Origin of the sequence: Hyphomicrobium sp. DY-1 (genome assembly GCF_047497105.1) — a bacterium.
Taxonomy (GTDB): Bacteria; Pseudomonadota; Alphaproteobacteria; order Rhizobiales; family Hyphomicrobiaceae; genus Hyphomicrobium_B.
On sequence record NZ_CP134870.1, the window covers coordinates 2,436,469 to 2,455,953 of the forward strand.

Below are 19,485 nucleotides of genomic sequence, written 5' to 3' on the forward strand. Positions count from 1 at the left end.
TTGCTTGAAGCCTCACGTCTCCGCTTGTGGCTTCACAACAACATGCAATCGCAGATTCGGAGGGCGCGACGGCACGCGCGCTTGCATGTTTGGCCTCGCGCTTTTCTATATCGGATATTATAACATACAATACGAAAGATCCGGTATGGCTATTTCGAGAGTGCGCGGGCTTATGCTCGCTCTGTGTTCGGGTGTGAGCGTCATCCATGCTTCGAGCGCATCGGCGCAGACGACGGGGGGAACGGCGTCACCTGCGCCGGGCACGACGGACAATGCGACGGAAGCGCAGCTTCCTGCCGTCGTCGTGGCTGAGCCGAACGCCAAGGCGGCGACTAAAAAAGTCAAAACGGCTCGGCGCGCCAAAACACCGCCATCGCATGCAAACGCGCGACCATCGGCGCCGAGCCAAGAGCCGTCCGTTGGCGGAGCGCAAAGCGCCGAGAATCCGCTCGTGTTTCAGAACAATGCCTTCAACGCGGCGCGCAACGAGATCTTCACGCAGATCGGAACGAACCAGTATTCGTTCGGTGAGGATGCGCTTCGCGCGTTGCCGCAAGGTACGGAAACGCCCGTGAGCAAGGCGCTTCTGCAGGCGCCGGGTGTCAGTCAGGACTCGGCGGCGAGCGGGCAGCTCCATGTGCGCAACGACCACGCCAATGTGCAATATCGGATCAACGGCATTCTGCTTCCCGATGGCGTTTCGGGCTTCAGCGATGTGCTGGAAACAAGCTTCATCAGCAATCTGTCGCTGGTGACCGGTGCTTTGCCGGCACAGTACGGATTGCATACCACGGGGCTGGTCGACATCACGACGCGGTCGGGCGCGCAGGAGCCGGGCGGCACGATCGGCTTTTATGGCGGCAGTCGCGGCACCTTTACGCCCAGTCTCGAATATGGCGGCAGCACCGGAGCGGTCGATTACTTTTTCACCGGCCGCTATCTGATGAACGATGAAGGGATTGAAAACCCGACGTCGAGCCGGGACGCCATTCACGATCATACCGATCAAGAGAAGGGGTTCGGCTATGTCTCCGCGGTGCTCGATGACTCGACGCGGTTGAGCTGGATATCCGGCGTGTCGGTGCAAAATTTTCAGATTCCGAATACGCCCGGGCTGCCGACGGATACGCCATTTGCAGGTAATGGCGGTCTTCCGAATTATTTCAACTCGGCGCTGCTCAACGAAAACCAGTTCGAGCAGAACTACTATGATGTGATCGCGCTGCAGAAGAAGATCGAGAACGGCGATTATCAAATCGCGTACTTCTCACGTTACAGCGATCTGCATTTCAAGCCGGACGATACGGGTGACTTGTTCTTCAACGGCATCGCGTCGGATGTCCAGCGGCGCAGTTTCCTCAATGGCGTGCAAGCTGACGGCTCGTATCGGCTGAATGCGTACAACACATTGCGGGCCGGGTTCACCGTCAGCGCCGAGCAGACGAAAGCGATCAGCAATTCGTCTGTGATCACCGACGATGGCTCTGTCGAGAATGGGCTGCTCGACGAGACTTCGAAACTTGGCTGGTTGATCGGCGTCTATGCACAAGACGAAATTCGTTTGACCGACAAGTTGACGCTCAATGCCGGTCTGCGTTTCGACCAGATGTACGAATACGTGGATGCCAATCAGTGGAGCCCGCGGGTCAGTTTGGAATACCGTCCGTTCCAAGGAACAACGCTGCATGCGGGATATGCCCGGTATTTCACACCGCCCCCGCAAGTGGCATCCGGGCCGACAAACATTGCGCTTTTCGATGGGACTGTCGCGGCAAGCAGTTGTCCGGCAGGCGGATGCGGGCTCGTGCAGCCTGAGCGGTCGCACTACTTCGATGCCGGCATTACGCAGACGATTTTTCCCGGGCTCGAAGTCGGCGTCGATGCCTACTACAAGCTAGCGCATGATCTTCTCGATGACGGGCAGTTCGGCGCTGCTCTCGTGCTCAATGCCTTCAACTATGAAAAGGCCGTCAACAAGGGCATCGAAATTACGACCAAATACAATTGGGGTAATTTCAGCGCTTACGGCAATGTCGCAATCGGCCAGCAGAAGGGCAAGAACATCATCTCCAACCAGTTCCTGATCGATCCGGATGATCTGGCGTTCATTGCCGACCATTACATCTTCACCGACCATTCGCAGACGATTACGGCGTCGGCCGGGTTTTCATATCTGTGGGATGGGACGCGGCTCAGCATCGACATGATTTACGGCAGTGGGCTGCGTACCGATACTGACGACGTTCCGAACGGTGCGAGCGTTCCGGCCTACACGCAAGTCAACCTCGGGATCTCGCATGAGTTTGCGAATTTGTTCGGGCGCCCGACGACGGTGCGTTTCGATGTCGTCAACCTGTTCGATGAGGTTTACACGATCCGCGATGGTGAAGGCATCGGCGTGTTCGCGCCGCAGTACGGTCCGCGGCGCGGATATTTCGTCGGCGTATCGCAGAAGTTCTAGAACGAAAAAAGCTCGCCCCGGCGGGGCGAGCTTCTCATGCCGGCATGTCGATCCGCGGTTACGGATTGGTTGGCGGAGTTGTCGTGCTGTTGCTGTTGTTTGACGGAGCGGGCGTATTCGCTGCCGGACCGTTCTTGCTACCTTCGTCACCCTTTACGCCGGTTGCATCCTGTGAAGGGAGGGTCGACTTGTCGATGTTGGTGTTGTCGCCGCCGACGCCTGTGTTACCCGACGAGGCACCCGTCGAAGAGCTGCTGTTTCCAGGCTGCGCTGCCGGGCCGTTCTTGCCGCCGGCTGCGCCTTCAACGCCTGGCCCTGAGCTTTGCGGCGACATCGTCGCGTTAGAATTCTCTGCGGTCGATGAGGTAGCGGGCTGCGTTGCGGTCGTATCGGCGACTTTCTGGCTTTGGTTATAGAAGTACCAACCGCCAAAGACGATCGCAGCAAGGAAGACGATGCCGACGATCAATGATCCCGTCGAATTACCGACGTCGTCTTGACCTAAATTGCGTTCACGTCCGGATTGCGGATCTTCGTATGTCATGTTTTTTCCTCCGAATACCTGTCGGAAGAACGACTGGGCCGCCTATCTGGTTCCTGTTTGCGCTGCGGAATTGAGTACTGTTACGCCTGCAGACGTTTCGGTGTGAGCGGGCGATTATTCTTGCTGGCTTTTTTCGAAATTTTGTTGGTTATCGTGCGTCATGCTCAACGCCGGTCAATCGCGACATATGCCCGATGATCAGCGTTTATTGCGCAGCGCGAAGAGTTCGTTATGGCAGATCATCAGTGGACATCAAAATTTCCGGGTCTCAAGCCCCTTGAACCGGAGATCACGAATTTACTTCTTCGCACCAGCATGGTCGTGGATTTGCCGGCCGGGACGCGGATCTTCGGGCCGGGACAATCGCCGGAAAATTATCTGCTGCTGCTCGAAGGGACGGTTCGCGTGCAGCAGGTCTCTGAGAACGGTCGCGAGATCGTGCTCTATCGGGTCGCCGCCGGGCAAAGCTGTGCGCTGACCACGGCCTGCCTGATGGGATATGAGGACTATCAGGCTGAAGGCGTGGCTGAGACAGCGGTGACGGCCGTCGCCATTCCGAGAGCGACGTTTGACGAAGCCATTGCGCGCTCTGCCGCTTTCCGGAAGTTCGTATTCACGGCTTTCAGCGTCAACGTCACGACGCTCTTCAAGCTCATCGAGGAGGTGGCGTTCTCACGGATCGACGAACGGCTGGCGCAACGCTTGCTGCAACTTGCGGACGCGGCTGGACATATCGAAATCACGCATCAGCAACTCGCGGCCGAGCTTGGGTCGGCGCGCGAGGTGATCGGGCGGCAATTGAACGAATTTCAGCGCCGCGGATGGGGCACCACATCCAGAGGTAGCATTGACTTGACCAATCCGGGGGCCCTGCGTCAGCTCGCCACTATGCATTAGTATTTTGCTATGTGACTTGATCACATACGGAGTTTTTTTTAACATTAGACCAGTCTCTGGAATTTAATTTCGGAGGCTACTATGAGCCCAAATGTCGGGATGTTCGATCGGATGCTCAGGATTGTCGTCGGTCTGATCCTTTTGAGCCTTGTGTTCGTCGGACCGAAAACGCTTTGGGGCCTTGTGGGGCTGGTGCCGTTTTTGACCGGTCTCGCACGGTTCTGTCCGGCCTATCAGCTTGCCGGCGTCAGCACCTGCGGATGCTGCGCCAAGGCTGCCGGCAAGAACAAATAACAAAGCGCCGCGAGGGGCGTTCGAGGAGCACAGCGATGGATCAAATCCCCCACCCCGTCGATCTCTCAGTCAAGCCGGAGGTCACCGCCTTTTTCGACGAGGCGACCAACACAGTAAGCTATGTCGTCAAAGATCCGAAGTCGGACGCCTGCGCGATCTTCGACAGTGTCATGGATATCGACTACGCGGCGGGCCGCATCAGCTATCAGTCGGCCGATAAGATCATTCGCTTCGTTCAGGATCATAACCTGAAGGTCGAATGGCTGATCGAGACGCATGCACATGCCGATCACCTGTCGGCGGCGCCGTACATTCAAGGCAAGCTTGGCGGTAAGCTCGGGATCGGCGCGAACATCAAGATCGTGCAGGAAGTATTTGGTAAAATCTTCAACGACGGCACCGAGTTCCGGCGTGATGGCAGCCAGTTCGATCGCCTTTTCGAAGACGGCGATACCTATACGATCGGCGGAATGGTGGCGTTCGCGATGCTGACGCCGGGACATACGCCTGCATGCATGACGCATGTCGTGGGTGACGCCGCGTTCGTTGGCGACACGCTTTTCATGCCAGACGGTGGCACGGCGCGGGCTGATTTTCCGGGTGGTGACGCACGGGTGCTTTACCACTCGATCAAACGCGTTCTGGCTCTGCCGCCGGAAGAGCGCCTGTTTATGTGTCATGACTACGGCCCCAATGGCCGCGACATCAAATGGGAAACGACGGTCGCGGAAGAGCGTGCGCACAATATTCATGTCCACGACGGTGTCAGCGAGGACGAATTCGTCCAGATGAGGACGGCGCGCGATGAAACTCTGGCGCTGCCCAAGCTGATCATTCCGTCCATTCAGGTCAACATTCGCGGCGGCAATCTTCCCGATGCCGACGCCAACGGCAAACGACAGCTCAAGGTGCCGATCAACGAACTCTAATCCCCCGCCTTTTTCGATTTTCGCCATAGGACCTCGTGATGACCCCTAAAAAGCTTACCGACGATCTCTCGGTTTCGCCTCAGATTTTGCCCGGAGATGTTGCCGAGCTGGCGGCCATGGGATTCAAGTCGATCATTGATAATCGGCCTGATGGCGAAGGGTCGGATCAGCCCTCATTTGCCGAAATCGAGCGGGCTGCGAAAGCGAGTGGACTGACGGCACGGTATGTGCCGGTCGAAAGCGGCAAGGTCAGCGATGCCGATGCCGTGGAGTTCGGCGCAGCCCTTGCGCATATGCCCAAACCTATTCTTGCTTATTGCCGGACCGGCACGCGCAGCACCACGCTTTGGGCGCTCGCCGAGGCCGGCCGCATGCCGATGGCCGACATTCTGTCGAAGGCGAGTGCGGCAGGTTACGACATGTCCGGCGTTGCCAGTCGCATCGCTACAGGCGGCCGGATCGCATCGAACGGCCCGGTCGAAAAATACGATATTGTCATTGTCGGCGGCGGCGCTGCAGGGGCTGCGGTTGCCGGAAGTTTGTTCGCGCGAAAGGGTAATCTGAAAATCGCGATCATCGATCCGGCCGACGTTCACTATTATCAGCCGGGCTGGACGCTCGTTGGTGGCGGCGTATTTACGCCGGAGCAAACCGTGCGGAAGATGGGTTCCGTGCTCCCGCGAAAGGCGACGTGGATCAAGGCCGCGGTTGCCGGTTTCGATCCGGACAACAATAGCGTCGTGCTCGAAGGCTGCCGTTCCATTCGCTATGGCCATCTCATCGTTTGTCCCGGGTTGAAGCTCAACTGGGGCGGTATCGAAGGATTGACGGAGACGATCGGCAAGAACGGCGTAACGTCGAACTACCGCTACGACCTTGCTCCTTATACATGGGAGCTGGTCAAAGGGCTGAAGGCGGGGCGGGCGATCTTCACCCAGCCGCCAATGCCGATCAAGTGCGCAGGAGCGCCGCAGAAGGCGATGTATCTGTCGGCCGATCATTGGCTGCGGACAGGATGCCTCAACAAGATCAACATCGAGTTTGATAACGCCGGTGCGGTGCTGTTCGGCGTGCCCGACTATGTTCCCGCCTTGATGAACTACATTGAGCGCTACCATGTGCAGCTCAACTTCGGGCACAATCTAGTTTCGGTCGACGGTCCGGCGAAGCGCGCGCGTTTCGCGAAGGCTTTGCCGGATGGCACGAAAGAGATAGTCGAAAAGTCATTCGACATGATGCACGTCTGTCCGCCGCAGATCGCGCCGGATTTCATTCGTGCTAGTGTTCTGGCCGATGCTGCAGGATGGGTGGATGTTGATCCATCGACACTGAGACATAAGACGTACAACAACATCTTCGGTCTCGGCGACGCCACCAATACGCCGAACGCGAAAACTGCAGCCGCCGCGCGCAAACAGGCGCCCGTCGTCGCCGAAAACGTTCTTCACGACATGGGGTATCGCCAAAGCCAGTGCGTCTATGATGGGTACGGTTCTTGCCCGCTCACGGTAGAACGCGGAAAGATCGTGCTTGCCGAGTTCACTTATGGCGGCAAGCTTTCGCCGTCATTCCCATCGGTGCTGCTTGATGGTCGCAAGCCATCGCGAGCGGCTTGGCTTCTCAAGGAACGCATTCTCCCGCCGATCTACTGGCAGGCCATGCTGAAGGGCCGCGAGTGGATGGCAAAGCCCAAAGTCATGGCCTAACGGGAAGGCCGTGATTTCATGGAACACAATCTTCTAGCCGTCTTCTCCGGTTCGCTGGTCGGATTCGTTTTGGGATTGATCGGTGGCGGCGGATCGATTCTAGCCGTTCCCTTGCTCGTCTACGTTGTCGGCGTGCAGTCCCCGCATGTGGCGATCGGCACCAGCGCCGTTGCGGTGGCCCTAAGTGCCGTCGCGAGCCTTGTCGATCATGCGCGGCACGATCATGTCAAATGGCGGTGCGCCATCGTATTTGCCGCGGCCGGTATCGTCGGAGCCGCACTTGGGTCGGAACTCGGAAAGCAGGTCGACGGCCAAAAGCTGCTGCTGTTCTTCGGCATTCTCATGCTTGTCATTGCCGGGATGATGTTCATGAAGAAACATTCCGGCGGCAACGAAACAGTCGAATTGACCGCTGAAAGCGCGCCGAAACTGTTGCCCTATCTTTTGGGTTATGGCGTCCTGGTCGGCGCCGTTTCGGGGTTCTTTGGGATCGGCGGCGGCTTCCTTATCGTTCCAGGGCTCATGGCTGCAACGAACATGCCGATGATTTTCGCCATCGGGTCATCACTGTTCTGCGTCGCAGCTTTCGGTTTCACGACGGCCGGCAATTATGCGCTGTCGGGATTTGTCGATTGGCAGCTTGTCGGACTTTTCATTTCCGGCGGTGTCATTGGTGGTCTTATCGGACGGCAAGCCAGCTCGGCGCTGGCGAAAGAGAAGCGTCTGCTGTCGCAAAGTTTCGCCGCGATCGTGGCCGTGGTCGGCGTCTACGTCGTTGCCCGCGGCATTCCTGCGATCACCGGTTGAGCGCGTAAGCGCTCAGTTCCCTCTTGCCGAAGCTTGGTCCGCCGGTTGATGATATCGACCGGTGATCGGGCTGGTAGGGAGCGGGGTGCGGATGGCCGAGCAGAAAACGGTGGCGTTCTTTCCAGAGGCCGCCTACGGGCCGGCGCTTAATTCGGTGGGTATTGCTCAGGCCATAGAGGCGCGTGGACATAAAGCGGTTTTTCTGTCGGATCCCGGTTTCGTCGACGTTTATCGCTCGTATGGTTTTGAAGCTCATCCTGTCAATCTGTCGGAGCCGATGCCGCCGGAAGAGATGGCCAAGTTCTGGATCGATTTCATCAACGGGCATATCCCGAATTTCCGCAAATCCCCGTACGATCAGATCGACAACTATGTGAAGGATTGTTGGACCGCGATCGTCGATAGCGCGAAATGGGCGCAAAAAGATCTGCCCAGCGTCTTGAGCACGCTCAACCCCGATCTCATCGCCGTCGATAACGTGATCCTGTTTCCCGCGATCAAGCAGTTCGGCAAGCCGTGGGTGCGGATCATCTCGTGCTCGGAAAACGAGATCGAGGATCCGGCCATTCCTCCGCATCTTTCGGGATGTGCGCAGAACGATACCGAAGGCCATCAGCGGTATCGCGATCACTTCAACGACGTGATCAAACCCATTCATGACGATTTCAATGCATTTCTGGCGGACTGCAACGAAGCGCCGTATCCGATTGGCCAGTTCTTCGAGGCTTCGCCCTACATGAACCTGCTGCTTTATCCGGAAGCCGCAAAGTTCAGCCGCAGCGAGCCTCTGACGCCATCGCAGTTTCAGTATCTCGAAGGCTGTGTACGTAAGGAGAAGCCCTACGAGGTTCCGGAGTTTGCAGCGAACAACGACAAGCCGCTCATTTATGTTTCGTTCGGTAGTCTCGGATCGGGCGACACCGAACTCCTGAAGCGGATTATCGGGGTGATGGGCACGCTGCCATACCGCGCGCTCGTCAACGTCGGCGATTACATGGACCAATATGAGTCCGTACCCCCGAACGTCGTCATCGATAAGTGGTTTCCGCAGCCGTCGGTCATTCCGCAGGTCGATGCCGTCATTCATCACGGTGGCAACAACTCGTTCACAGAGTGCCTCTATTTCGGGAAGCCCGCTATCATCATGCCCTATGTTTGGGACGGGCACGATAACGCCATGCGCGTCGAGGAGACGGGGCACGGATTCAAGATGCCGCGTTACGATTGGAGCGACGAAGAACTGGCGACCAAGCTTGACGCCTGCCTGCACGATCCGGCAATGCAGGCAAAGCTTGCCAAGACAAGCGCTCAGATGCTCGCACAAAACGGCCCGGAGAAAGCCGCGGCGATCATCGAGGCATTGCTTCAAAGCGGCCGCTACGACGGTTGAACGATCCATCCAGCAAGGACAAATCCGTGACCACACCGATTATACGCAACCCAGAAAACGTTACCGATCTTGCAGATTGGGGTGTCATCCCGACGATGCTCGAAGGGCAATCGCAGACGTCGGGCAAGCTGCTGCATAAGAACGCGAATGGCGAGTCGGAGTGCGGAATCTGGGTGTGCACGCCGGGAAAGTGGGAATGCCATGTGACGCGCGATGAGTTCTGCCATTTCCTCTCGGGCCGGTGCACGTACGTTCGCGACGATGGCGAAGTGATCGAGATTTTGCCGGGAACGGCTGCATTTTTTCCGCAGGACTGGAAGGGCGTCTGCACCGTCCACGAGACCGTCCGCAAAGTCTATATGATCCGTTGATGCCGCAAGTTACGAAGGCTTCACCGCTTCGCCTTTTCCATCGGGCGGAGTTCCGTAGAGGGCTGCGATGACGCGCGGCGCCAGAAGTCCTTGGACGACGATGGTGAAAATCACGACGGCGTAGCAAGCAGCGATCAGGTCATCGGTGTAGGGGCCTTGCGGCGCGATTTGAACCAGCGCAACTGAAATCGCGCCGCGCAGTCCAATCCAGGTCAAAAGGAATGGGGTTTTCAGCGGCTCTTTCGTATTCCGTCGCAGGAGCCACGGCGGAAGTCCGACGCTCAGGAAGCGAGAGAGAAACGCAAGCGGGATCGCCGTTGCCGCCGAGACGATGGCGAATTGCGATACGGTCATCGCTAGAATCTCAAAGCCGAGCAGGACAAACAAGAGCACGTTGAGAACGCTATCGACCAGTGACCAGAAAACGCGGATTTTCCGCTGTCTTTCATCGTCGTCAATTTTCGACATGGGCCGGTTGGCGAGAACGATGCCGCAAATGACGACGGCAAGCGGGCCGGATAATCCCATGCTCGTTGCCAGCCGATAAGTTCCAAGTGCCAATGCGAGAGAGGCGATTATCGCGATCTCGTCGTCCTTGATGATGGTCATCAGCCACGAAACGAGAAATCCAGTCACTAAACCGAGCAAGATGCCGCCGCCTCCTTCGACCAGCATCGCCGACAGAAACCGGCCGTGACCGAATACGTTTCGGTCGCCCGCGATCACGGCCAGCGCCGACAGAAACAATACGATCGCCGTTCCGTCATTGAAGAGACTTTCGCCCACGATGGTCGATTTCAAAGACGGCGGGAGCGGCGCGGACTTGAGCAGGCCTTCGACCGCGATGGCATCGGTCGGAGCCAGGATCGCTCCGAGCAGGAAACACCAGGCAAGGGGAATTGCCATGCCCCAAAGATGCAACACGCCCCAGAACGAGAATGTGAAAATCGCCGTCGAGAGCATCACGCCCAACGTCGCGAGGCTGAATACAGCAACGGCGTTAATGCGCAGATCGCGAAGGTTCGCGTGCAAGCTCGACGCGAAAAGCAGCAACGCGAGAAGACCGTCCAGCAAGACGCGCGGCAGGTGCGCGCCGCCGATGCGTTCTTCGATCAGCGCGGCGATGTGGAAATTTTCGATCGTGTGGCTGGCAAGCAGGACGAGAAGCGAAAGCAGCAATGAGCCAAGCAATTGCGCGATCACGCTCGGGATGCGGAAATAGCGCTCGTTAATGATACCGACGACGGTGGCGAGGATGAGAATAATAGCGCCGATATCGAATGCGGACACAGATTTTCACCTTGCTGAGCGGGAAGCCGTGCTCGAATGCCAGTTACGGAAGGACCGTGACCGGCAGCCTATCACGGCGGACGCGCTGTCATAATTTGCCGTTCATCTATTGCAAGATGAAGCCTCTTCGGCTTGCGGACCTCGGCGTCGGCTGAAATATTCCGTCAGTCCGAATCGCTTTTCGCCAGGTGAGCCCTTTGACAGGATCGAAACCGGTTTCTACGCGCCGCGTGCTGATGGCCAGTCTCGCCGGGACGGCGATCGAGTTTTTTGACTTTTATATCTATGCCACGGCGGCGGTTCTGGTTTTTCCGCACCTCTTCTTTCCAAACGCCGATCCGACGACCGCGACCTTGCAATCGTTCGCGACGTTTTCCATTGCGTTCTTCGCGCGCCCGATCGGCGCCATGCTGTTTGGCCATTTCGGCGATCGCATCGGACGCAAGGCGACGCTCGTCGCGGCGCTTCTCACCATGGGTCTTTCGACCGTCGCCGTGGGTTTGCTGCCGACCTATGCGCAAGCCGGTATCTGGGCACCGTTGTTGCTTGCTGCGTGCCGCCTCTTTCAGGGGCTCGGGCTTGGCGGTGAATGGGGCGGTGCGGTGCTGCTCGCCACCGAGAATGCGCCGGACTCGAAGAAGGCGTGGTTCGGCATGTTTCCGCAGCTCGGCGCGCCGATCGGCTTTCTCTGCTCGACTGGCATCTTTTTGCTGATCACCGAAACGCTGACGGACGAGCAATTCAAGGCGTTCGGCTGGCGCATTCCCTTTATCGCGAGTGCCGTTCTGGTTTTTGTCGGGCTTTATGTCCGGCTGCGCATTTCCGAGACGCCGGCTTTCCAGCGCGCAATCGAGAAAGACGAGCGCGTGCGTGTGCCGCTGGCGACGGTGCTGACACAGCATTTCTGGCTTTTGATTCTGGGGACGTTCGGTGCGTTGGCGACGTTCGTGCTGTTCTATCTGATGACCGTCTTCGCCTTGAGCTGGGGGATCAGCGCGCTTCACTTCACGCGCGATGAATTCATGCCCATTCAGATGCTCGGTGTGATTTTCTTTGCCGTGACCATTCCACTTTCGGCATGGCTCGCAGATCGCTTTGGCCGCCGGACAGTGCTGCTTTGGACAACGGCGCTGATCGGTGTCTTCGGATTATCGTTCGAGACGCTGTTCGGATCGGGGCAGACCTTCAGCGTGATCATGTTTATGATCATCGGCCTGGCATTGATGGGATTCACATATGGGCCGCTGGGGACGGCGCTGTCGGAGCCGTTTCCAGTGGGAGTTCGCTATACCGGCTCGTCTTTGGCCTTCAATCTTGCGGGCATCTTCGGTGCGTCGCTGGCACCCTATATCGCGACGACGCTGGCGACGAAATACGGGATTTACGCTGTCGGGCTTTATCTCACCGCGGCCGCCACACTGACGTTCCTGGCCCTCTTGGGTCTCGGGAGGGGCAGCGGCGCCCACGAGGCGGTGACGCTACGGCGTGAACAGACGACATAGCCATTTTGCCTAGGGGCTCTGGCTGAGTATGACGCCGCGCATTTCGATGCACAGTAGCGCGTTCGACACGTGGACTTATGTGGCTGAAATTGCATGCTCTTTTTATCTTCGCGCATCTGCGTCGGAGATTTGCAATTGCCCTTTGGTCCAGGTTAAAGGCATAGATGCATGGCTCCGGCGGATGCGCCCTGTCTTCAGGCAGTTTGGGGGCATCGTCGTCGCGTCATCGTTGTGATTTACACGTACTAACCGACTGAAATCCCGGCGCGAGATTGATGGACGAAGTCGTCGATAGAGCAAATGGTGTCGGAACGAAGGGCTTTGCTCCCAGACCGGTGCTGACCCCAACCGATCGGGTGCGTGCCTGGTTCGATCTTGTTTTTGTCGATCACGGTCTGCTGCGGCTCTGCTATTGCAACCGGCATCGGGTCGATCAGCGCTTGTGGCGCTCTGCACAGCCGACTCCCCGTGACTTACGGCGGGAAAAACGGCGCGGCATTCGCACGGTGCTGTGTGTGCGCGGGGGGTTCCCGTTCCGGCCTTGGCCCCTTGAGCAAGAAGCCTGTGAGCGGTTCGGTCTCGAACTTTATAAGGTCGGCATTCGTGGCCGAGAGGCGCCTTACAGGAACGATCTGCTTGCGCTGATAGATCTGTTTTCATCAATCGAGTATCCGGCGCTGGTTCACTGCAAATCGGGCGCGGATCGGAGTGGTTTCGTCGCGGCCGTTTATCTCATGGCGATCGAGGGCCGCCGCGCCGATGACGCGATGCGTCAGCTGTCGCTTCGCTTCGGCCATTTGCGCACTTCGCGCGCCGGGATTCTCGGAGAGGTCATCAAGGCCTATCGCGCCGAAGGCGAGGCGCGGGGGCTTGATTTTCGACAGTGGGTCGCAACCTGCTACGATCGCGATGCCGTTACCGCGCGTTTTCAACCCCGACCTTTTCCGACAGCAATTGTCGATCAGCTGTTACGGCGTGAGGGGTAGGCTTTCCAGGCCGGCGGTGCCCGACTGCGGGCGTCCAATCGCTTCAGGAATTCAGCACCGCGAAATGTCTCGCGCGCAGGGGGTGCCTGGCAGCGTGCCAGCAAAAAATGGTGCCCCAGGAGGGACTCGAACCCCCACACCCTTGCGGATAGCAGATTTTGAGTCTGCCGCGTCTACCGTTCCGCCACTGAGGCAAGCCGCCCCGGAAACGGGGCGAAGCGGCGACTTATAACGGCCGTTGTCGCCACGTCAACGCAGGGCAAGCGGTTATCTGAGGGTATGCGTCACCCGGCCCGTAGCGTGGTGGTGCTCGACGACCTGGATTTTGTCGCCGATCTTGAGGTTACGGGATTTATAGGCGAGCACGCGGACGAGCTGGCCGTCGTCCAGGCGGACGATGACATTTTCGCCGTCAGCCGAATTCTGCTTGGAAACCAGGGGCTCCAGGTCCGTGACTGTGCCACCGATGTCCTTATTGTCGACCTTGAGATCCAGCTCTTCGTAGCTGAATGCCAAGCCGATCACCGCGATGATGCCGAGGCCGATGGCGGCCATTTTGGCGCGGTCAATCCAGAGTGCTCGTTCAAGACGCTTTCTAGTTTCTTCGCGCAAGGGCCCCTCCCTTAATCGCGCTGCGTGTACCAGACCTGGCCCCAGGGTGTCATCCACTCCGTGATGGATATGTCCGCGCCGACGGGAAAGCTTTGGGGATTTTTGGTCGCCACGTCGATCATACGGCCGTCCGGCAGCCGCACTTTGAACCGCGGCGGGGTGGCTGGGAACCATTTCGGCACCGGATTCCCTCGGTCGACGGCGACGACGGTGCCGGTGAGCGCCCCTTTCTCTCGCGAAAACAGATCACGGGCGAGGCCCCAGGCGATGCCTGCGGCAAGCAAGATCAGGAAGAGGACGACCCAGGTCTTCATCGATTCTTTTCAGGGGCTGCGGCGACACGCGTTCCGCGCCGGTCGCCGCGGCGGGCGACCGGATCCGGGAGAGGACAATGAGCCTCCGTCGTCAGGCTGCCTTCGCGTAGCGATCCACGAGCTTCACGATATCGGCCATGATGTCGTTCAGCTGGAAGTCCTTGGGCGTATAGACGGCAGCGACCCCAAAGGCCTTTAGCGTCTTTTCGTCTTCCGGCGGGATGATGCCGCCGACAACGACCGGGACGTCTTCCAAGCCTTCCTTGCGCATGCGATCCATCACGTCTTTGACGAGCGGGACGTGCGAGCCGGAGAGGATCGACAGGCCGACGACGTGAACCGACTCATCGACTGCGGCGCGAACAATCTGGCTTGGGGTGAGGCGAATACCCTCGTAGACGACTTCCATACCGACGTCGCGGGCGCGGACGGCGATCTGCTCGGCGCCGTTCGAGTGGCCGTCGAGGCCGGGCTTGCCGACGAGGAACTTCAGGCGGCGGCCCAGCTTCTCGGAGGCTGCATCGACCGATTTTCGCACCTCTTCCAAGGCGGCGCTATCGCGCGCGACGGCAGCTTGCGAGACGCCGGTCGGAGCGCGGTACTCGCCAAATATTTTGCGCAACAGGCCGCCCCATTCGCCCGTCGTCACGCCGGCCTTGGCGGCAGCGATCGAGGGCTCCATGATGTTGCGCCCCTCTTTCGCGGCGGCTTCGAGATCTGCGAGTGCTTTGGCGACGGCCTTGTCGTCGCGCGACGCGCGCCAAGACTTCAGGCGTTCGACCTGATCGATCTCGACGGCTGGATCGACGACGAGGATCGCTCCCTCACCTGCGCCAAGCGGAGAAGGTTCTGTCTCGGTCCACTTGTTGACGCCGACCAAAACCTGTTCGCCTGACTCGATGGCGGACAGCCGAGCGGTGTTGCTCTCGACGAGATTGCGCTTCATGTAATCGATGGAGGCGATGGCGCCGCCCATGCGTTCAATCGTCTGGAGTTCGTTCTTCGCCTCTTCTTTTAAGGCGTCGACTTTGCGCTTGATCTCAGCCGAGCCATCGAAGATGTCTCCGAATTCAAGCAGGTCGGTCTCGTAGGCGAGGACCTGCTGCATGCGCAGTGACCACTGCTGATCCCATGGCCGCGGAAGGCCGAGCGCCTCGTTCCATGCCGGAAGCTGAAGGGCGCGGCAGCGCGCGTTCTTGGAGAGCGTAACGCCGAGCGCCGCGATCAAAATGCGATAGACGTTGTTTTCGGCTTGCGGCTCAGTCAGGCCCAATGAGTTCACCTGCACGCCATAACGGAACATGCGGTTCTTGGGGTCCGTGACGCCGTAGCGGTCGCGCGTGATTTCATCCCAAAGTTCGTTAAACGCCCGCATTTTGCAGACTTCGGTGATGAACTTGAGGCCGGCATTCACGAAGAAGGAGACGCGCCCGACGACGGTGCCGAAGTCTTTCTCGGGCACCTCGCCGGAAGCCTTCACGGTGTCGAGAACAGCGATGCCGGTCGCCAACGCGTAGGCGAGTTCCTGCACCGGCGTGGCCCCTGCTTCCTGCAGATGGTAGGAGCAGACGTTCGTCGGGTTCCACTTCGGCACGTGCTGGTAGGAGTAAACAATCGTGTCCTTGATGAGACGCAGCGACGGCTCCGGCGGGAAGACGTAGGTGCCGCGCGACAGGTATTCCTTGATGATGTCGTTCTGAATGGTGCCCTGCAGCTTCCTGCGGTCGGCACCCTGCTCGTCGGCTGTGGCGATGTAGAGCGACAGCAGCCAAGCCGCCGTGGCGTTGATCGTCATCGAGGTGTTCATCTGCTCGATGGGGATATCGGCGAACAGGGTGCGCATATCTCCCAGATGCGAGACCGGGACGCCGACCTTGCCGACTTCGCCACGGGCAAGCTCATGGTCGGAATCGTAGCCGGTCTGAGTCGGGAGATCGAAAGCAATCGAGAGGCCCGTCTGGCCCTTTGCCAAGTTTTTCTTATAGAGTGCGTTCGACTTCGCAGCGGTCGAGTGTCCGGCGTAGGTCCGGAACAGCCACGGCTTGTCGCGCACGATTTTATCCGACATCGAAAGGGTGCCCCTTAGGCTCGGGTCAAAGACACTGGAAAAGACCTAAAGTAACCGATTGCGGCGATACAGCAAAATCGGCAGTTCGCCGCGTTTTCGGGTTGCGGCGGTTTTGTCGGCGGCGATGCAATGAGCCTAGCGGCGGATGCGCGGCGGCCTGGATGGGATGGCGACGAGCTTCGTCCGGCTCACGCGGTATTCGGTGAAAAGCGCCCAAAGCCAGTTGCCCATGAGAATAAGAAACAATGCGGCCAGTGTCCCGATCGCCACCGAGATCGCGGTGTTGACGGTCTTATCGTACGAAAGGGTAATCAACTGTTGGGCCAGAAGGGTAGGGGCGAGGATGCCTCCAGCCGCTAGAATGGGCGTGGAGAGCCAAGCGAGCGTTGGCGAGCCGACAATCTCGTGAATAAACAGACAGACGGCGCCCGCAAATGCGAGGGAAATATAGACAGTGATGGAATCGACGTCCTGGAGCTGCCACCAAAAGTCTTGCATTGCGTGCGTCCTAGAGGCCCATATAGGGCGGATTAGGCAGCTAAAATATCGTTCTCCCGTTAAAGAGGAATTGAGCGAATATTAACTGCGGACTAACCCTCTTCATTGCAGCGCAAAAACGTGCTTCATACTGCGATCCCCGCGCGGAGAGCAGGGGGCAAACGCGAAGAAGACGAGCCATAACGGCCCTCGTCGCGGGGACAAGGTCGGGAGACGCAACACCAATGTCGAGCCAGAACTTGGCAGCCAAAAGCGAAGTATCCGATGCTTCGGTGACGGCAGGAATTAAGAAAGACCTATATGAAATCGGGGAAATTCCCCCGCTCGGACATGTTCCCAAAAACATGTACGCCTGGACGATCCGCAAGGAGCGTCAGGGCGAGCCCGACAAGGCGATGCAGGTTGAGGTGGTGCCGACGTGGGAACTCGATAGCCACGACGTGCTCGTCCTCGTTATGGCGGCCGGCGTCAACTACAACGGCGTGTGGGCATCGCTGGGCGTGCCGATCTCAATGTTCGACGTCCACAAGCAGCCTTACCACATTGCTGGATCGGATGCTTCGGGCATCGTTTGGGCCGTTGGCTCAAAGGTGAAGCGCTGGAAGGTCGGGGACGAGGTTGTGGTTCACTGCAACCAAGACGACGGCGACGATGAAGAATGCAACGGCGGCGATCCGATGTTTTCGACGTCGCAGCGCATCTGGGGCTACGAGACGCCGGACGGTTCGTTTGCGCAATTTTGCCGCGTGCAGGACCGCCAGCTTCTCGAACGTCCGAAGCATCTGACGTGGGAAGAAAGCGCCTGCTACACGCTGACGCTCGCAACCGCTTACCGCATGCTGTTCGGCCATCGTCCGCATGTCCTGCGGCCCGGCCATAACGTGCTGGTGTGGGGTGCTGCCGGCGGTCTTGGCGCATTCGCGGTGCAGCTGTGTGCGACGTCGGGCGCCAACGCCATCGGCGTCGTTTCCGATGACGACAAGCGCGACTTCGTCATGCAGCTCGGTGCAAAAGGCGTCATCAACCGCAAGGACTTCAAGTGCTGGGGACAGCTGCCGAAAGTGAACTCGCCTGAGTATCACGAGTGGCTGAAGGAGATGCGCAAGTTCGGCAAGGCGATCTGGGACATCACGGGCAAAGGCGTCAACGTCGACTGCGTGTTCGAGCATCCCGGCGAGACGACGATTCCGGTCTCGGTGCAGGTCGTGAAGCGCGGCGGCATGGTCGTGATTTGCGCCGGCACCACCGGTTATAATCTGACGATGGATGCGCGTTATCTCTGGATGCACCAGAAGCGCGTGCAAGGTTCGCACTTCGCCAACCTGATGCAGGCAAGCCAGGCCAACCGTCTCGTCATCGAGCGGCGCATCGACCCGTGCATGTCGGAAGTGTTCTCGTGGGAGCAGATCCCCAAGGCGCACATGCGCATGATGAGGAACGAGCACAAGCCGGGCAATATGGCGGTGCTTGTCCAGGCGCCGACGACGGGTCTTCGCACGCTTGAAGATGTCATCGAGGCCGGGCCGAAGTCAGCCTGATTTTACTCACGATCTAATATCGAGGGCCCCTTACCGGACTTGCCGGTGAGGGGCCCTTTTGCATTTGTGCCCTATCAGGATTTTTGTTGCGCTGGCGCTTGTCGCGAGGCGTCGGCGCGGAAGGCGGCGCGTTCGGCAGCTTCCCGGCGCATGCGCTTCATTTCCATGATTCCGCGGTTGAATTCGGCACCGAGCAGGATCGTGATGGCCGTGAATTGGAAAAAGATCAGCGCGATCATGAGCTGGGAAAGACCGGCGTAGAACAGAGAGTAGTTCGTGATTTCGAGATAGTTCGACCATAGTCCTGCCAGCGCCAGCCAGAGTACGATCGTCAGCGCGATTCCGGGCCAGACATCGGCCATCCGCCGCTGGCCTGCCGCCAGCAGTAAATGCAACGCAAAGAGCTGCGCGGCCATCACGGCACCTGAGAGGCCGTAGCGAATGACCGGTCCGATGTCGCTCGAATCGACGAGAATTCGGACCCAGTTGTCGGGCAGGTGCGACGCGATCGCGGGGCCGAAGACGCTCGGGCCGACGACGACCGCCCAGGTAAGCACCAGCGTCGAGATGCCGTTAACGAAAACGAACAGCATGCTGATGAGCAGGCATAACGGATAGGGGCGTTTTTCGCGGACCCGGTAGGCGCCGTTCAAAGCCGCGCGCAGCGTTTCGACGGCGCTTGTTGCGAAAAACAGCGCCAGGAAACCGCTGACGGTGGCAAGATCGATACGCCGCGTGCCCATCACGGCTTCGATCTGAGGGGCGATGCCCTGGGCGACAGGGGCGGGCAGAATTGCAAACAGCTGATTGATCGCGTCCTGTGCCAGCTCACGGCCGCCGAAATAGCCTGATAGGGCGCCGAGAAAGATGCAGAACGGAAAGATCGAGACGACGAACGAGAACGCGACTGCGCCGGCCATCGCGAAGCCCGAATGCTCGTAAACCCGATAAAGGGCTTCGACCAATCTGCGCATGCGCTTCATATGGTGTCTCTTCTCCCGGGACGCCTTGATTTTGTGGCGCGGAACCTAGTGTTTCGGCCAACTCCGGTCCACAGGTCAATTTCCGGCTGTGAGTGCGGGTCTAGCGAGACGTCGGCAATTTGGACACAGTCCAAAGGACGGGTTCGATATCGTAAACACGGAAAGGCCGGTGCGGTTCGTCATGCTTTCGGGAGGTGGGCCGCGACGCATTTTCGCGCGGATAGGTCGCGAGAGCATTTGTTGCGGTCGATGACCAGTTGACTAATCATTCCCGAGCGGTGAATTGGTCGCGCAG

Annotated in this window: 18 protein-coding genes and 1 tRNA gene; 11 read left to right on the forward strand and 8 right to left on the reverse strand. The window is 58.8% G+C overall.

Annotated features, from left to right (window positions below):
- Positions 1-145: 145 nt before the first annotated feature.
- Positions 146-2,461, forward strand: a complete 2,316-nt coding sequence (locus RLW41_RS11525) for a TonB-dependent receptor domain-containing protein (RefSeq protein WP_414461512.1) — start codon at positions 146-148, stop codon at positions 2,459-2,461.
- A gap of 58 nt (positions 2,462-2,519) precedes the next feature.
- On the opposite strand, the gene RLW41_RS11530 is transcribed toward RLW41_RS11525, so the two are convergent.
- Positions 2,520-3,005 carry a hypothetical protein gene (locus RLW41_RS11530; RefSeq protein WP_414461513.1) on the reverse strand — a complete coding sequence of 162 codons (486 nt, stop codon included), beginning with the start codon at positions 3,003-3,005 and terminating at the stop codon, positions 2,520-2,522.
- A 231-nt stretch (positions 3,006-3,236) separates the two neighbouring features.
- On the opposite strand from RLW41_RS11530, the gene RLW41_RS11535 reads away from it, so the two are divergent.
- The 7 genes from RLW41_RS11535 (at position 3,237) to RLW41_RS11565 (ending at position 9,399) form a co-directional block, all read left to right on the forward strand.
- Positions 3,237-3,902, forward strand: a complete 666-nt coding sequence (locus tag RLW41_RS11535) for a Crp/Fnr family transcriptional regulator (RefSeq protein ID WP_414461514.1) — start codon at positions 3,237-3,239, stop codon at positions 3,900-3,902.
- Between the two features lie 81 nt (positions 3,903-3,983).
- Positions 3,984-4,196 carry a DUF2892 domain-containing protein gene (locus RLW41_RS11540; RefSeq protein WP_409561879.1) on the forward strand — a complete coding sequence of 71 codons (213 nt, stop codon included), beginning with the start codon at positions 3,984-3,986 and terminating at the stop codon, positions 4,194-4,196.
- Positions 4,197-4,231: 35 nt separating this feature from the next.
- Positions 4,232-5,125: an MBL fold metallo-hydrolase gene (locus RLW41_RS11545; RefSeq protein ID WP_409561880.1), complete on the forward strand. Its 894-nt coding sequence runs from the start codon at positions 4,232-4,234 to the stop codon at positions 5,123-5,125.
- A gap of 38 nt (positions 5,126-5,163) precedes the next feature.
- Entirely contained in the window at positions 5,164-6,831 is a 1,668-nt protein-coding gene (locus RLW41_RS11550) for a TIGR01244 family sulfur transferase (RefSeq protein ID WP_414461515.1), read from the forward strand.
- An 18-nt stretch (positions 6,832-6,849) separates the two neighbouring features.
- Entirely contained in the window at positions 6,850-7,638 is a 789-nt protein-coding gene (locus RLW41_RS11555; RefSeq protein ID WP_409561882.1) for a sulfite exporter TauE/SafE family protein, read from the forward strand.
- Positions 7,639-7,729: 91 nt separating this feature from the next.
- Positions 7,730-9,028, forward strand: coding sequence for a glycosyltransferase (locus RLW41_RS11560; protein ID WP_409561883.1), 1,299 nt, complete (start codon positions 7,730-7,732; stop codon positions 9,026-9,028).
- Between the two features lie 26 nt (positions 9,029-9,054).
- Positions 9,055-9,399 carry a cupin domain-containing protein gene (locus RLW41_RS11565; protein ID WP_414461516.1) on the forward strand — a complete coding sequence of 115 codons (345 nt, stop codon included), beginning with the start codon at positions 9,055-9,057 and terminating at the stop codon, positions 9,397-9,399.
- A 9-nt stretch (positions 9,400-9,408) separates the two neighbouring features.
- Here the strand turns inward: RLW41_RS11565 and RLW41_RS11570 are convergent, their stop codons facing one another.
- Entirely contained in the window at positions 9,409-10,689 is a 1,281-nt protein-coding gene (locus RLW41_RS11570; RefSeq protein ID WP_414461517.1) for a cation:proton antiporter, read from the reverse strand.
- Positions 10,690-10,925: 236 nt separating this feature from the next.
- On the opposite strand from RLW41_RS11570, the gene RLW41_RS11575 reads away from it, so the two are divergent.
- Both RLW41_RS11575 and RLW41_RS11580 read left to right on the forward strand, forming a co-directional pair.
- A complete protein-coding gene (locus tag RLW41_RS11575) occupies positions 10,926-12,191 on the forward strand; it encodes an MFS transporter (RefSeq protein WP_414464587.1) in 1,266 nt (421 codons plus the stop codon).
- A 275-nt stretch (positions 12,192-12,466) separates the two neighbouring features.
- Positions 12,467-13,177, forward strand: a complete 711-nt coding sequence (locus RLW41_RS11580) for a tyrosine-protein phosphatase (protein ID WP_414461518.1) — start codon at positions 12,467-12,469, stop codon at positions 13,175-13,177.
- Between the two features lie 108 nt (positions 13,178-13,285).
- On the opposite strand, the gene RLW41_RS11585 is transcribed toward RLW41_RS11580, so the two are convergent.
- From RLW41_RS11585 to RLW41_RS11605, 5 genes are all read right to left on the reverse strand, one after another.
- Positions 13,286-13,371: transfer RNA gene (locus RLW41_RS11585), tRNA-Leu, on the reverse strand.
- A gap of 73 nt (positions 13,372-13,444) precedes the next feature.
- Positions 13,445-13,789, reverse strand: coding sequence for a hypothetical protein (locus RLW41_RS11590; RefSeq protein WP_409561887.1), 345 nt, complete (start codon positions 13,787-13,789; stop codon positions 13,445-13,447).
- 11 nt (positions 13,790-13,800) lie between these two features.
- Positions 13,801-14,103, reverse strand: coding sequence for a hypothetical protein (locus tag RLW41_RS11595; RefSeq protein ID WP_409561888.1), 303 nt, complete (start codon positions 14,101-14,103; stop codon positions 13,801-13,803).
- Positions 14,104-14,194: 91 nt separating this feature from the next.
- Positions 14,195-16,171, reverse strand: a complete 1,977-nt coding sequence (locus tag RLW41_RS11600) for a methylmalonyl-CoA mutase family protein (protein ID WP_409561889.1) — start codon at positions 16,169-16,171, stop codon at positions 14,195-14,197.
- Positions 16,172-16,306: 135 nt separating this feature from the next.
- Positions 16,307-16,669, reverse strand: a complete 363-nt coding sequence (locus RLW41_RS11605; protein ID WP_409561890.1) for a hypothetical protein — start codon at positions 16,667-16,669, stop codon at positions 16,307-16,309.
- 224 nt (positions 16,670-16,893) lie between these two features.
- On the opposite strand from RLW41_RS11605, the gene ccrA reads away from it, so the two are divergent.
- Complete coding sequence (gene ccrA, locus RLW41_RS11610; RefSeq protein WP_013945752.1) at positions 16,894-18,207, forward strand: crotonyl-CoA carboxylase/reductase; 1,314 nt, start codon at positions 16,894-16,896, stop codon at positions 18,205-18,207.
- Between the two features lie 74 nt (positions 18,208-18,281).
- Here the strand turns inward: ccrA and RLW41_RS11615 are convergent, their stop codons facing one another.
- The gene (locus RLW41_RS11615) at positions 18,282-19,190 is read right to left on the reverse strand and encodes a YihY/virulence factor BrkB family protein (RefSeq protein ID WP_409561891.1); all 909 of its coding nucleotides are present in this window, start codon (positions 19,188-19,190) and stop codon (positions 18,282-18,284) included.
- Positions 19,191-19,485: the final 295 nt, after the last annotated feature.

Coding starts and splice junctions, on each gene's coding strand:
- RLW41_RS11595 (WP_409561888.1), bottom strand. CDS start 14,103: ATGAAGACCTGGGTCGTCCTCTTCCTGATCTTGCTTGCCGCAGGCATC.
- ccrA (WP_013945752.1), top strand. CDS start 16,894: ATGTCGAGCCAGAACTTGGCAGCCAAAAGCGAAGTATCCGATGCTTCG.
- RLW41_RS11540 (WP_409561879.1), top strand. CDS start 3,984: ATGAGCCCAAATGTCGGGATGTTCGATCGGATGCTCAGGATTGTCGTC.
- RLW41_RS11530 (WP_414461513.1), bottom strand. CDS start 3,005: ATGACATACGAAGATCCGCAATCCGGACGTGAACGCAATTTAGGTCAA.
- RLW41_RS11560 (WP_409561883.1), top strand. CDS start 7,730: ATGGCCGAGCAGAAAACGGTGGCGTTCTTTCCAGAGGCCGCCTACGGG.
- RLW41_RS11525 (WP_414461512.1), top strand. CDS start 146: ATGGCTATTTCGAGAGTGCGCGGGCTTATGCTCGCTCTGTGTTCGGGT.
- RLW41_RS11580 (WP_414461518.1), top strand. CDS start 12,467: ATGGACGAAGTCGTCGATAGAGCAAATGGTGTCGGAACGAAGGGCTTT.
- RLW41_RS11545 (WP_409561880.1), top strand. CDS start 4,232: ATGGATCAAATCCCCCACCCCGTCGATCTCTCAGTCAAGCCGGAGGTC.
- RLW41_RS11605 (WP_409561890.1), bottom strand. CDS start 16,669: ATGCAAGACTTTTGGTGGCAGCTCCAGGACGTCGATTCCATCACTGTC.
- RLW41_RS11535 (WP_414461514.1), top strand. CDS start 3,237: ATGGCAGATCATCAGTGGACATCAAAATTTCCGGGTCTCAAGCCCCTT.
- RLW41_RS11550 (WP_414461515.1), top strand. CDS start 5,164: ATGACCCCTAAAAAGCTTACCGACGATCTCTCGGTTTCGCCTCAGATT.
- RLW41_RS11575 (WP_414464587.1), top strand. CDS start 10,926: ATGGCCAGTCTCGCCGGGACGGCGATCGAGTTTTTTGACTTTTATATC.
- RLW41_RS11555 (WP_409561882.1), top strand. CDS start 6,850: ATGGAACACAATCTTCTAGCCGTCTTCTCCGGTTCGCTGGTCGGATTC.
- RLW41_RS11615 (WP_409561891.1), bottom strand. CDS start 19,190: ATGAAGCGCATGCGCAGATTGGTCGAAGCCCTTTATCGGGTTTACGAG.
- RLW41_RS11600 (WP_409561889.1), bottom strand. CDS start 16,171: ATGTCGGATAAAATCGTGCGCGACAAGCCGTGGCTGTTCCGGACCTAC.